This window comes from Clostridium sp. CM028 (assembly GCF_030585565.1).
GTDB classification, from domain to species: Bacteria; Bacillota; Clostridia; order Clostridiales; family Clostridiaceae; genus Clostridium_AD; species Clostridium_AD estertheticum_B.
In genome coordinates this window covers 3,471,506-3,484,541 of sequence record NZ_CP077766.1, presented here as the reverse complement: position 1 = coordinate 3,484,541, position 13,036 = coordinate 3,471,506, and the positions used below count along the sequence as shown (strand labels likewise).

The 13,036-nt window shown below is 30.7% G+C and carries 13 protein-coding genes; 7 read left to right on the top strand and 6 right to left on the bottom strand.

The window, feature by feature from the left end:
- Nucleotides 1-30: 30 nt before the first annotated feature.
- From KTC94_RS16390 to KTC94_RS16375, 4 genes are all read right to left on the bottom strand, one after another.
- Nucleotides 31-897: an alpha/beta fold hydrolase gene (locus KTC94_RS16390; protein WP_220286718.1), complete on the bottom strand. Its 867-nt coding sequence runs from the start codon at nucleotides 895-897 to the stop codon at nucleotides 31-33.
- 119 nt (nucleotides 898-1,016) lie between these two features.
- The gene (locus KTC94_RS16385) at nucleotides 1,017-1,733 is read right to left on the bottom strand and encodes a thioesterase II family protein (RefSeq protein ID WP_220286717.1); all 717 of its coding nucleotides are present in this window, start codon (nucleotides 1,731-1,733) and stop codon (nucleotides 1,017-1,019) included.
- 42 nt (nucleotides 1,734-1,775) lie between these two features.
- Nucleotides 1,776-2,474, bottom strand: coding sequence for a 4'-phosphopantetheinyl transferase superfamily protein (locus KTC94_RS16380; protein WP_220286716.1), 699 nt, complete (start codon nucleotides 2,472-2,474; stop codon nucleotides 1,776-1,778).
- A 528-nt stretch (nucleotides 2,475-3,002) separates the two neighbouring features.
- Nucleotides 3,003-3,767: a CPBP family intramembrane glutamic endopeptidase gene (locus tag KTC94_RS16375; protein ID WP_220286715.1), complete on the bottom strand. Its 765-nt coding sequence runs from the start codon at nucleotides 3,765-3,767 to the stop codon at nucleotides 3,003-3,005.
- 448 nt (nucleotides 3,768-4,215) lie between these two features.
- On the opposite strand from KTC94_RS16375, the gene KTC94_RS16370 reads away from it, so the two are divergent.
- The 5 genes from KTC94_RS16370 to KTC94_RS16350 all read left to right on the top strand — a co-directional run bounded on the left by KTC94_RS16370 (nucleotide 4,216) and on the right by KTC94_RS16350 (nucleotide 8,280).
- The gene (locus tag KTC94_RS16370; protein WP_258280786.1) at nucleotides 4,216-4,584 is read left to right on the top strand and encodes a YmaF family protein; all 369 of its coding nucleotides are present in this window, start codon (nucleotides 4,216-4,218) and stop codon (nucleotides 4,582-4,584) included.
- A 75-nt stretch (nucleotides 4,585-4,659) separates the two neighbouring features.
- Complete coding sequence (locus KTC94_RS16365; RefSeq protein WP_216301670.1) at nucleotides 4,660-5,001, top strand: hypothetical protein; 342 nt, start codon at nucleotides 4,660-4,662, stop codon at nucleotides 4,999-5,001.
- A 69-nt stretch (nucleotides 5,002-5,070) separates the two neighbouring features.
- Complete coding sequence (locus KTC94_RS16360; protein ID WP_220286714.1) at nucleotides 5,071-5,979, top strand: DNRLRE domain-containing protein; 909 nt, start codon at nucleotides 5,071-5,073, stop codon at nucleotides 5,977-5,979.
- Between the two features lie 891 nt (nucleotides 5,980-6,870).
- On the top strand, nucleotides 6,871-7,587 hold the full coding sequence (locus KTC94_RS16355) for a CoA transferase subunit A (RefSeq protein WP_220286713.1): 717 nt from the start codon (nucleotides 6,871-6,873) through the stop codon (nucleotides 7,585-7,587).
- Between the two features lie 33 nt (nucleotides 7,588-7,620).
- Nucleotides 7,621-8,280 carry a 3-oxoacid CoA-transferase subunit B gene (locus tag KTC94_RS16350; protein ID WP_216301667.1) on the top strand — a complete coding sequence of 220 codons (660 nt, stop codon included), beginning with the start codon at nucleotides 7,621-7,623 and terminating at the stop codon, nucleotides 8,278-8,280.
- 148 nt (nucleotides 8,281-8,428) lie between these two features.
- Here the strand turns inward: KTC94_RS16350 and KTC94_RS16345 are convergent, their stop codons facing one another.
- Nucleotides 8,429-10,867, bottom strand: coding sequence for a heavy metal translocating P-type ATPase (locus tag KTC94_RS16345; protein WP_220286712.1), 2,439 nt, complete (start codon nucleotides 10,865-10,867; stop codon nucleotides 8,429-8,431).
- A gap of 24 nt (nucleotides 10,868-10,891) precedes the next feature.
- On the bottom strand, nucleotides 10,892-11,158 hold the full coding sequence (locus KTC94_RS16340) for a metal-sensing transcriptional repressor (RefSeq protein WP_165414088.1): 267 nt from the start codon (nucleotides 11,156-11,158) through the stop codon (nucleotides 10,892-10,894).
- A 379-nt stretch (nucleotides 11,159-11,537) separates the two neighbouring features.
- On the opposite strand from KTC94_RS16340, the gene KTC94_RS16335 reads away from it, so the two are divergent.
- A complete protein-coding gene (locus tag KTC94_RS16335) occupies nucleotides 11,538-12,242 on the top strand; it encodes a cytochrome c biogenesis CcdA family protein (RefSeq protein WP_220286711.1) in 705 nt (234 codons plus the stop codon).
- Nucleotides 12,243-12,260: 18 nt separating this feature from the next.
- A complete protein-coding gene (locus KTC94_RS16330; RefSeq protein ID WP_220286710.1) occupies nucleotides 12,261-12,851 on the top strand; it encodes a TlpA disulfide reductase family protein in 591 nt (196 codons plus the stop codon).
- Nucleotides 12,852-13,036 lie beyond the last annotated feature (185 nt).

Genomic DNA, 13,036 nt, shown 5'->3' with positions numbered 1-13,036 from the left:
ATATCCCCTTTTAAATTTTTATAAAATATATTATTTCTTAAGAACTTGTTTATAAAATCCAACTACAGTTTTTGCTATATCTTTATATTTTTTGTGATGAATATAATGGTCACAATCACTATAAACAACCTTGCTTTTCAGACTAAAATAGCTCTCTAAATCACTTTGAACAGCCTCCCAATTTTCATATCCGTTATTTACAGAACTAAAACTGATTAAATCAATTTCTGTAGGTCTTATACCTGATTTAATTTTCTCTCCATTACTATTCAACATATCAAGTTCTCTTTTCATTTCATTGCTTCCAGCATTTTCATTTGCCATTTGTATTTTTATATCCTGTACTTCTTTTGGTAATCCATCTATATCTACAAAAATTTTATTTGCTAAAGATGTATAACGCATTTTTTTCATTAAATCTGAAGTAATGCACCTATTAATTAAATTGCTGCCTAATTTTTGAATAAAACTCCTCTTAAAGTTCTTAGCATATATTGGGCTAATGCCATCAATTGTTGCTACAAACATAACCTCATTTGGATATAATTGCGAGAATCTAATACTCTCTAATGATCCCATTGAATGCCCAATAAATATATATGGAGGTGTAATCGATGCTTTTTTTAAAAGACTTCTCAATTGCTCTACAACTGTATCTATGTCTCTTATTGAATTAGTTGTTCCACTAAACCCATATCCTGGTCTTTCATAAACGCATGTACTAATACTTTTCGATAATTCATCTAGCAGTTGATAAAAGTCTGCATATGGAGAAGTAGTTCCACTTCCTGAAATAAGAATCGCAGTTCCTACACTCTTTCTATTAACTAAATATAAATGCATTTTACACCCATCAACTTCGTATATATTTCCAGGTACTGTTATTTTTTTTAACATTACAGTATCCTCCTCCTAAGTACACTATAGTTATAAATTTCTGCTACATAATTAACTTTTTAAATATGTACTAGTAAAAATTATTAATGTACTGAATTAATTTAAATATGCCATATATTTTAATTCATTTTGGAAAGTAACGTATTATTTATATCTTCTATGACATCGTCTTCATAATCGTTTATAAAAAAATGACCGCTGTTAAATTTTTTCAATCTAAAATTGGAAGTTACAAGTTCTTCCCATGCGTTGGCTTCATCTATACTCATACTCTCATCCTTAGTTCCTACCAATACTGTCATATCACTCTCTATTTTTTTTTCTTTTTTTATATAATTATATGTATCTCCGATTTTAAAATCTGCCCTTAAAATAGGAAGAAAAAAATCCATTACTTCATTATTTATAAAAATTTCATTTGATGTAGTTAGTCCATATTTTAATATTAATTCTTTAAATTTATCTAATGGTAGTTTATAACTATCCCTATTTTCTATTCTTAACTGTGGCGCTTTAGATCCAGATATAAAAATATGTACTGGTCTTTTAAAATTAGACTTCATTAATTTGTAATAAAGTTCATATGCAATCAAGCCTCCCATACTATGTCCTAAAATAGCATATTCCGAATATTCATCAATTTCTTGCGATACTTCCTTAAATACTTCTTCAACAATGTCATCAATGTTTGTACATAGTTGTTCATTAGCTTTTAATCCTCTTCCTGGTAATTCTACTGCATGAACCTCAATATTTTTATTTAATTGTTTTTTCCACTTTAAATATACAGTTGCTGACGCTCCTGCATATGGAATACAAAATAACTTTACCTTCATATTCTTCTCCCCCTTAATTTACATCAAAATCCATCGGTTAATTTACAATCTAATAAACTCACTGAAAAGTTCAGCAACCTTAATTATTTTTATTTCGTTTGGAAATATTTTCATAGGAGTAGCTATTGATATTGTATATTCATTATGAAACTTACATATTTCAAAATAATATATGTTATTAGGATTATCAGAATTAATCCATAAGTCCTTTTCAAGCTTGTCTTTTGATATCTCAAAACTATCTAGCGGAATAGATAAACCTTTTCCAAGCGCTTTAATAAAACTTTCCTTTAGTGTCCATATCTCATAAAATCTACTTATACTACTATTCTTATTTCCAAAATACACATATTCTTTCTCGTTTTTTGTAAAACATGTATCTACAATATCCACTTGTAAATCTAAATTTATTTCAATATCTATACCGACTTCATAATTTGAAAATACCCCTACAACCCATTCTCCTGAATGAGATATATTAAAATATATATTTTTGTTATTTATTATGTATGGCTTACCATAATTATTTTTAAAAAACTTAAGGTCTTTATTGGAAATACCTAATATACTACACATTTTTGTTCTTGTTAGCATTTCTCCAATTGATGTTCTAAATAAATCTTCTTTATATTTAAAGCTACGTTTTAAGTCTTGACCATAATTATCCAGTCCTTCTGTTATCTTTTCTATATTAATATCTAAAAATTCATCTTTAATATTAACTGCAAAACCCTCTATCATTAATATATATCTCCTCACTTATTAACACTCTTTCTTTTATAATGAGTGATATTATGACTGAAACTAAAAGTCTGTTTCTACTCTAAATCTTATGTAACTCATGTTTTTTAGAAAATTCTCATTTGATTACAATTTTATATTTCGACCTAATAATTCTATTAATTGCAAATTATAAACTTCTTTCTAAGAATATAACATATTATATCAAAATTTGCAAATTAAATTGAATATAATACATATTTACCTATAATTATACATAAATATTGACAACCATACCTTTCTTATTCCTTACACATGGATTATGCAATTGATGTTTTAAGTTATGGAAGATGTTTAGCATATGATACTGATCCAGCTTCAATTTTTTTCACTACCTCAAAAAAATAAAGAGTGGATTTTAACCCTAAATATAGGATAAAATTCACTCTTAATAAAAGAAGTATAATAATTTTTTAATATGTAATTAGGTTGCAAATCTATACGCTTATTTTTCTTATAGCTTTCGAACTTCTGGCCTGCACTAAGCTACTAACAGCAGAGATGCGGTTTTTTTTTATAAAAATCGTATGTAAACAATACAGTTATAACCAACATACCCGATAAAATCTTTATTACCACAACTTTAAAATCATCCATATTACTTGATAAAATCATTGTATTAAACATTCCATGCATGATAGCCGCTGCAAATATAGATTCTGACTTTTCACGAATATAAGTAATAATTATAGATATAACAAACATTTGTATAAAATTAATAATTGCTCCTTTAATCGGATTATTGGGATACTTATACCATATGCTAACAGGAGTATGCCACACTGCCCATATAAAGCCTATAAGTAATGATGATTTAATCATACCTACATGTTTCAACTCATTAAACAAAAAACCTCTCCACGCTAATTCTTCTATTAATGCTGAAACAGCTGAAATAGACAGACCAATTATTATATTTATTATAAATGTTTTTTTCGAAAAAATTATGTTGTTAAACTGGATAATGCTAATTACATTGATAACCAATGCCATTAACATAGGTAATAATATTGAAAATAAAAACCAAGAATTAGGTCTAAAAGAAATGCCAAGACAACCTTTTAATTTCTGTTTGAAGATAAATTTTTGCACAATAATAACTGAGATAAAAGGTAGAATCATTGGTACTCCTAATAAATCGACAGCAATCGGACTTGATTTCCCTCCAATAACCTGAAGCATTAAATAAAATAAAAGTGTAATAATATATGTCAACATTACAAAGTACAATACTTTTTTAGTCCTCCTACTCATTGACAACACCTCCTTCTATGTTTGGATAGTGTAAACACTATCTTTGTTTTATATATTTAAATCCTTGCTATTCTTCACACTAATCTACACTTGCGAAGCAACTCTTATGAAGATTATAACATTATTTTACCACGGGCTTTTACTTTTAGTGTCGTTTTTAATCAATCTACGTATTATATACTAAATAAAGCTAAGGAGCGATGTTATGCCAAATATGGAAACAAAGTATCATCCTGAAGATTGGTGTGTCGAAAAAGACGATTGTGAAGACCAGTGTGATTTTGAAGAAAAACATGATGATATAGTCGACGTTAAAGACCAGTGTGATTTTGAAAAAAAACTTGATGACAATATCGATAATAAAGATCATTGTGATTCCGAAAAAAAACTTAATGACAATATCGATGATAAAGATCATTGTGATTTCGAAAAAAAACTTAATGACAATATCGATGATAAAGATCATTGTGATTCCGAAAAAAAACAATTTCATGTCCATGAGTTTGAAGGTAGCACTACAATAGCTGAATTAGAGGAAACACCTCCTAATCATAGATTTGCTGGAGTATCCAGTCCTGCAATATCTGTTTCAGGTGGACATATTCATAAAGTTAAGTCAAGAACAGATTGTTTTGATCACTTACATTATTTCGAAGCAACTTCTGGCCTTCAGATACCTGTTGGTAATGGAAAACATGTTCATTTAGTAAAAATCACTACATCAGTAAATGATTTCCATTCCCATAAATTAATATTTGTTACACTTATAGACTCCCCAATACTCGAAGAAAAAAATAGTATAAATACTCCTTTTTAGTCACAAAATACCATAAATGCGATACTATGTATTGAGCAATAAAAAGCTTAAATTAAAAATAAGGAGTCTTTATATATGGCAGCACTAACTTTAGATTTTGGAAGCCCTAAAACTGCTTCTGTTCAAGAAATACAGCTTACTGGTAAGATTGGTACTGATTCTCCAACCTATGCAGTAACTATAACTTTGGATGTTCTAGATAATATTACTACTCCGCTTACGCCTACTCATAGATATTTTTATGTAACAAAGGAGTATCTTGCTGGTGCAGACTTCTCGACTACACCCGACGAAGTATATATGGCAATTACCCCCAGACTAACAGCTAATGAGCTTTTATCAACACCAAAGCCAGTGACATTATTAATCTCTGGAGATGGTGGAGCTTTTGAAGGAGCTATGATTCCAATAGCATAATAATAAACACAAACAAAGCCTTGGCAGGCTTTGCTTTGTTTGTGTTATAAGATAAGGAGTGTAACAAAAGTGGAAAGTATTATAATACCATCAACTAAAAGTCTTACATTAACAAATAAAATTCCTACTGGAAACATAAATAAAGATTATATAACCGTAGGAAATGATGGAGTATATACTTATTCAAGCCTTTTATTTTTTGATATCTCCACAATACCAAATAATGCTGAAATAACCAATGCAGAAATTGTATTATTTAAAACTGATAACTTTTATAAAAATAAAAAAAAATGTATTAATATATATCCGCTTTTTGATTATTTTAGCAATTACACTACCTATAAAAATCCTCCGAAAGTTAACCATCTTATTGAAGGTAGCATATATCCCATAACTTCTAAAATATCAGTTACAGCGAATCTTACTAAGATTGTTTCGCTATGGTTCAAGAATTCAAATTCAAACAAGGGTATAATTCTGTGTAAAAAAAATAATGATTTTATCACTAACTTTGGTTCGGCCATGTGTAATGATAGCAATTTAATTCCATTTATAAAAGTAATTTATTGTATAAAAAATACTATCGTAATACAAGAAAAACATACTAGTTGTAAAGATGAATGTAATCATAATATCGAAAATCATACTTCAATGAAGGTAATATATTATCCTTGTCCCTGCAATTGCAATTCTAATCCAAATCCTGGAATACCAACAACAAGACAGGTTAAAGTTACCGGAATAATTGCACCAATGGCAATATATGAAGCAATTGTAAAACTGGCGGTAACTAGAAACGGTACTGGTCATGCTGATAATTATTATATTACTGATGAATACGATAATTCTTCAAGCAATACTCCACTTGCAATAGACAAAATTTATAATATTCCTGTTCTTCCAAAAGCAAATCCAGGAGATACTGAAAATGTAGATTTTTATGGAGCTTATAAAGGAAATTCAGAACTATTTCTGTGAACTACCACCACTTATAGAAGTGGTAGTAGCTCACAAATAATCCATTTCTAGATGATGTCAGCTATTAAACTAACAATTACATATTAACAATATATATGTAAATCGTGTACAGTAATACCTATTTACAACCTTTATTGTCCTTTATTCGTTCCTTTCCCTTTTCAGTAACTGCAGTTTTTCTTTTCATTGTCTTTATATTATCAACATGACGGAAACGCATTGCTGACCAATCATCATCAATAGATACTTGAGATACTGGTTCAAATTCATATGGACTAAATATATCCCATGATTTTGTTCTATTAATATCTGATTTATACTTTTTAGAAGCTCCCTTTGGATAGCATAAGTTATGTTTTGTGTCATGACTTAATTGTAACAGGAGATTTCATAGATGTTTTTTTGTTATATTGAAATTAATGTAATAATTTTCGTTCATTTATAGTATTATAAATATATATAGTTTATATGTACATTTAAGTGAATTCCTTACAACACAGTTGTAGCAGTAACCCACATTGCTTAGATGTATAGAAATAATGGATGGCTAAGTATGTGTTAGTAGATGTGTAATTGATCCAACCTTTTGTGCATAGAGCTATGACAAAAGTACAAAAGAATTTAAATGCAGAACTATAAAGTATAAATTTTAGACACCTAGTAGATGAAGAAGATTAGGTATGCAATAAAAATTAGTTATGCATACCTAATCTTACTAATAAAACTATACCGAAAAGATATACTATGGGCCGTGTACGCGAAAACAGATATTTCGTACGCTAATAAAAATATACCCCCATAAATTTAACGACATTTCAGCTCCGTAGGAGATGATTTAACCGAGACATTATAAGTTTATATATCAAGCTATTAGTGAAAGGGGATAATTTCATGAACAAAGTTATGGATTTAGATGGAGTAATTGAAAAGGTTCACGATGGAGCGACAATTATGTTTGGTGGCTTTCTAGGGGTGGGTGCACCTCTTAAAGCGATTGACAAATTAGTAGAAAAAGGCGTTAAAGAGTTAACTATAATATCAGTAGTTAACTCTTATCCCGGTCAGGATTTTGACATTGCACGATTGTACAAAAACAAGCAAGTTAAAAAATTAATAACTGCTCATTCTAGCACTTGCCAGCTTGCGTTGGAGCAATTTAAAAACGGAGATATTGAAATTGAATACTTTCCAATGGGTAGTCTTGTTGAAAAAATTAGAGCAGCTGGTTCTGGATTAGGTGGTGTTCTTACCCCTACAGGTGTAGGTACATTAGTTGAATACGGTAAACAAAAACTTATAATAGAGGGTAAAATGTATTTAATTGAATTGCCGCTGAAGGCTGATTTTGCATTTATTAAAGGTTATAAAGGCGATAGATTAGGAAATATACAATATCGTGGATTAGCCATTAATACCAATCCAATTATGGCAATGGGTGCAGACTATACAGTAGCCGAAGTGAATGAAATAGTTGATGTTGGTGGTATTGAACCTGAATGCGTAGGTACACCAAGTGTATTTGTACAAGCCGTTGTACAAGGATATTCATTTGATGAACATAAACAAGTATATACTGATTTGTGGGTTCGTTCTAATCAATTAAAATAATTGATTGTTTATAAATCAAAGGAGGTAATTAGTATGGAAGCAAGAGAAATAATTGCTCGGAGGGCAGCTAAGGAACTAAGTAATGATCAAGTAGTGAATTTAGGGTTTGGAATGCCTACAGCAGTTGCCAATTATTTAGCTGAGGGTGTGGAAGTAATATTGCAATCCGAAAACGGTTGCTTAATGTTTGGCCCTACGCCAAAACTAGGCAAGGAAGATCCGGATATCGCAAACTCTGGTGGTCAACCTATTAGCTTACTAGCCGGAGCTGCGGTTTTTGATTTGGCTACATCATTTTGCATTATTCGTGGAGGGCATGTTGACGCCACAGTACTGGGCGCACTTGAAGTAGATCAAGAGGGTAGCATTGCAAACTGGGCTATGCCACTTGCTCCAGGAAAATTTGCACCAGGCATGGGGGGGGCTATGGATTTAGTAAATGGTGCTCGCAAAGTTATTGCTACATTGAAACATTCTAGTAAGAGTGGATCTAAGATACTAAAAAAATGCCTTCTTCCAATTACAGGTAAAGGCGTAGTCGATGTTATCGTTACTGAAAAAGCAGTATTTGAGGTAACGCCCACTGGACTGGTACTTACTGAAATATTTGAAGGCCTAAATGTTGAGGATATTCGTAGTATTACAGAAGCTGACTTTACAGTTTCTGATAAGGTAGCTGTATATCAGTTATAGATGTTTGTTTTTAAAATTGTTTATACACTAGAATTAAATCATCTTCTGCGAAGCTGCTCATCTTCTAAAATAAAACTCCCACTTTTATAAGTAGGAGTTTTGTTTTATTAAAAAATACTTGGGTATTTTCATATTTTTCTCTTGAATTTTATCTTAATGGCTTAAATCCTTTTAATCGTAAAGCATTTGTTAATACTGAAACTGAACTAAAGCTCATTGCAAGTGCTGCAATAATAGGATTTAGAAGTGGACCTCCAAATAAATGCAGTACTCCCATCGCAACTGGGATTCCTAATGCATTGTAACCAAAAGCCCAGAATAAATTTTCCTTTATATTTGTTATAGTTTTCTTACTTAACTGTAGCGCTGTAGCTACATCCATTAAATCACTTCTCATAAGTACTATATCTGCGGATTCCATTGCAACGTCTGTACCTGATCCTATAGCTATACCAATATCAGCCTGTGCAAGTGCAGGAGCATCGTTTATTCCATCTCCAACCATAGCAACCTTTTTACCTTCTGATTGAAGCTTTTTAACTTCATTTGCTTTATCCTCAGGCAGAACTTCGGCGTATATTCTATCAATGCCAACTTGCCTTCCAATAGCTGCTGCAGTCCTTTTATTATCACCAGTTATCATTGCAACTTCTATTCCCATACTATGGAGTCTCTCTATAGCTTTTTTGCTATTTTCTTTAACAGTGTCAGCAACTGCAATGATTCCACTTAACTTATTTTCTATGGCAACATACATTGGAGTCTTGCCTTCTTCAGCTAGTTTGTTTGAAACATCTTCTAATTTTCCTAAAGAAATTTCACTTTCTATCATAAGTTTTCTGTTTCCTAGTATTATTTTATTACCATCTATACTAACTTCTATTCCATAGCCAGGTATAGCTTTAAAGCTTTCTACTTTTTTAAATTCTAATAATTTTTCTTCTGCATCTTTAACTATAGCCTCACCTAGTGGATGTTCAGATCCTTTTTCAGCAGAGGCTGCTATTTGAAGCAAGAATTCCGCGGAAGTACCCTCCACCGTAACTATATCAGTTACCTTTGGTTTTCCTTGCGTAAGTGTTCCAGTCTTATCAAATACTATAGTTTGAATTTTATGTGCAGTTTCGAGTGCTGTACCACTTTTTATAAGTACTCCATACTCTGCACCTTTTCCTGTTCCAACCATTATTGCTGTAGGTGTTGCAAGGCCCAGAGCACAAGGGCACGCTATTACAAGCACCGAAATGAATATTGTTAGAGAAAACACTGCCGTTTCTCCAGATAAAAACCAAGCTAATGACGAAACTAGAGCAAGTCCTATAACCACAGGCACAAAGTAACCTGATATAACATCTGCCATTGCAGCTATTGGAGCTTTTGAGCCTTGAGCATTTTCAACTAAGGTTATTATTTGTGATAGTGCCGTATCCTTACCAACTTTAGTTGCTTTATATTTAATAGATCCATTTTTATTTATACTTGCACCAATTATATTATGTCCAATACTTTTTTCAACTGGTATACTCTCACCTGTAAGCATTGACTCATCTACTGATGTAGTTCCGTCTATTACCTCGCCATCCACAGGCATTTTCTCGCCAGGCCTCACTACTACTATATCTCCAACTTCTACTTCATCAATTGGAATCACTATTTCTTTATTACCGCGAATTATCATTGCAGTTTTTGGAGCAAGCCCCATAAGCTTTTTAATTGCCTCGGAGGTTTTCCCCTTAGTTACTGATTCTAAATACTTCCCAAGAGTTATAAGTGTCAAAATTACTCCTGCTGACTCAAAATACATTTCATAATCCATATTTCCCATAATCGTTATTTCAAATACAGCAAATAAACTATATAAAAATGCCGCAGAGGTTCCAATAGATATAAGTGAATCCATATTTGGACTTAATCTAAATAATGATTTGAAGCCAACTATAAAATATTTTTTACCTGTATACATTATTGGTAGAACAAGTATCAATTGTAAAATAGCATAAGTCTCCATATGCATCATCGGGTTAATAGCTTCAGGTAATGTAATAATCATAGGTAGCATTGCAACTAGTAACAATGGAACTCCAAATATTGCAGACATTAAAAATCTATTCCATAAAGACTTTATCTCTTTTTCTTTTTTTTCTTTATCAGCGTCTACATTACTTTCATCCTCTAGAGCCTTATATCCTGATTTTTCGATTGCCTTCTTTATATCTACTGTCCTTACTAATGATGGTTCAAAAGAAATAGTTAATTTTTCTGTGGCAAAGTTTACATTTGATTCCACAACTCCATTAATTTTTCTAGTTATTCTTTCTATATTCTTAGCGCAGGCCGAACAAGTCATTCCTTCTATCTTTAAGGTTTTATTAGTTGTTTGCACTACTATTTTGTACCCAGCTTTTTCAACTGCTCTTTGTATATCTAATAATTTAATTTTTGACTCTTCATAGTTTATATTTAATTTTTCTGTAGCAAAGTTTACACTTGCATCGTAAACCCCTGGTAATTTTTTTGAAACCCTTTCTATAGTCTTAGCACATGCTGAACAGGTCATTCCTTCAATTTTCAATGATTTTGTTTCCAATTTATATTGCCTCCTATAACTTTATTATTTATCCATAATCTTTGAGAGTAAATCAATTATCTCTTCAATCTTCTCATCCCCATTATCACTAAGTACAGCATCCTTAACACAATGACTTAAATGCTGTTTTAATATTAATAAATTAGCTTTCTTTAAAAGAGATTGAGCTGCAATTATTTGGTTAGATATATCTACACAATATCTTCCGCCTTCTAACATCTTTATAATCCCTTCAATTTGTCCTTTTGAAGTTTTCAACGATTGTAATGCCCTTACTTTTTCTTGATTCATTTAAACATCTCCTTACCCCCCCCATAGGGGGTGCTATCTAGTTGTATTGTACACCATAAATTATATAATATAAACATAATTTATAACTAATTGATCATTAATATCATAATTTTGTTGGCATTTTTAATATTTAAACAGCTCTTTTTCATTTCTATAACCACATAATACCTAATTATTATGTAGATTTTATGAAGAACCCTATTTTAAAAATCTATTTTACATAAGCACATAAAATCTCCACATCTTTTTAGTATAATGTTTATAGTTATGATTTTTTTCATAGAAAGGAATTTTTATTATTTCGTATTTTACGTTCAAGCTCAATGACCTATTTGATTTATTAACTCATTTTTTAATACTAAATTGGAGGTGTTTACTTTTGAATGACATATCAATATTACTAGCTTTCTCTGCAGGTCTTCTATCATTTTTATCTCCTTGCGTCCTTCCACTGGTTCCTGCATATATAAGCTATTTAACTGGTTCTTCCATAGAAGAATTAAAGGATGGCAAAGCTAAACTTTCTGTTTTATATAAATCCTTTGGATTTGTATTAGGCTTTTCTATTATTTTTATTTTAATGGGAGTTTCTATAACATCCCTTGGTAAATTACTAATTACCCATAAAAATTTGTTTAGAAAAGTAGGAGGAACTATTATTGTTGTTTTTGGTCTTCATACTATTGGATTATTTAAAATAAAATTGTTTTATCGTGAGAAAAGATTTTTATATTTCGATAAAATCAAGGGTCCTTTTAGCTCAGTGATAATGGGAATGGCTTTTGCCACAGGTTGGACACCTTGCATTGGTCCTATATTATCTTCAATACTCATCTATGCTACAAGTATGAACTCTATAGGTAAAGGGGTTTTACTTTTGATAATGTATTCCCTAGGACTTGCTGTTCCATTTATTTTAACTGCCATGGCCATAGGAAGCTTTACTAAACAATTTAGAAAATTTTCAATATATCTTCCTATAATCTCTATAATAAGTGGCGTTTTAATGATAATAATGGGGGTTATGATTTTCACAAACAAATTAGCCATATTAAGTCAATATATGAATTTTATTAATTTTTAGTTAAAGGAGATAATTAATATGAAAAAATTACTAATAGTACTTGTAGCTGCTATCATTGTAGGTGTCTCTGTCCATACTTTAAACACCTACAATGCATCAAGTTCTAACTCTAACTTATCTGTGGAAAATACAGACAAAAGTAGTCCCAATCAAAATAATGCTCCTACTAAGCCCATTGGAATAAATCCTAAGGCTTCTAAAACCAAGGCTACGGATTTCAAATTAAAGGATCTAGAGGGTAAGGAATTATCTTTAAGTGACTTAAAAGGTAAAAAGGTTTTTCTTAATTTTTGGGCAACTTGGTGTCCACCTTGCAGATCAGAAATGCCTGAAATCGAAAAATTATATCAAGAAACAAAAGATAGCGACTTGGTTATAGTAGCTATAGAAATTGGTGAACCTTTAGATACTGTTAAATCCTTTATTGATAGTAATAATTATAATTTTAAAGTTCTTTCAGACCCTGATCAGATTGTTGCCGCCCAATATAATATAGCATCAATTCCTACTTCATATTTCATTGATGTAGACGGGAATATCATTTCTAAACACTATGGTGCTATGAATATTGATCAGATGAAAGAATATATTAAAACTCTAGATAAATAATCTAACTTAACATTAAATCCAGATAAGTAACTTATCTGGGTTTAATTATTTTTTAAAACCTATCAGCTATATATCTTTATTTTTATCTTTATAAAATCTACACATCTTTTTTATATAATTTAAATAATACGTTTCTATTCATAGAATTAAAATCACAATCTTATTTTTTATGAAACTTTAACGAC

What these genes read in the sequence shown, in the direction of transcription:
- KTC94_RS16390 (WP_220286718.1), bottom strand. Translation starts at nt 897, where the DNA reads ATGTTAAAAAAAATAACAGTACCTGGAAATATATACGAAGTTGATGGG.
- KTC94_RS16385 (WP_220286717.1), bottom strand. Translation starts at nt 1,733, where the DNA reads ATGAAGGTAAAGTTATTTTGTATTCCATATGCAGGAGCGTCAGCAACT.
- KTC94_RS16380 (WP_220286716.1), bottom strand. Translation starts at nt 2,474, where the DNA reads ATGATAGAGGGTTTTGCAGTTAATATTAAAGATGAATTTTTAGATATT.
- KTC94_RS16375 (WP_220286715.1), bottom strand. Translation starts at nt 3,767, where the DNA reads ATGAGTAGGAGGACTAAAAAAGTATTGTACTTTGTAATGTTGACATAT.
- KTC94_RS16365 (WP_216301670.1), top strand. Translation starts at nt 4,660, where the DNA reads ATGGCAGCACTAACTTTAGATTTTGGAAGCCCTAAAACTGCTTCTGTT.
- KTC94_RS16355 (WP_220286713.1), top strand. Translation starts at nt 6,871, where the DNA reads ATGAACAAAGTTATGGATTTAGATGGAGTAATTGAAAAGGTTCACGAT.
- KTC94_RS16350 (WP_216301667.1), top strand. Translation starts at nt 7,621, where the DNA reads ATGGAAGCAAGAGAAATAATTGCTCGGAGGGCAGCTAAGGAACTAAGT.
- KTC94_RS16340 (WP_165414088.1), bottom strand. Translation starts at nt 11,158, where the DNA reads ATGAATCAAGAAAAAGTAAGGGCATTACAATCGTTGAAAACTTCAAAA.
- KTC94_RS16330 (WP_220286710.1), top strand. Translation starts at nt 12,261, where the DNA reads ATGAAAAAATTACTAATAGTACTTGTAGCTGCTATCATTGTAGGTGTC.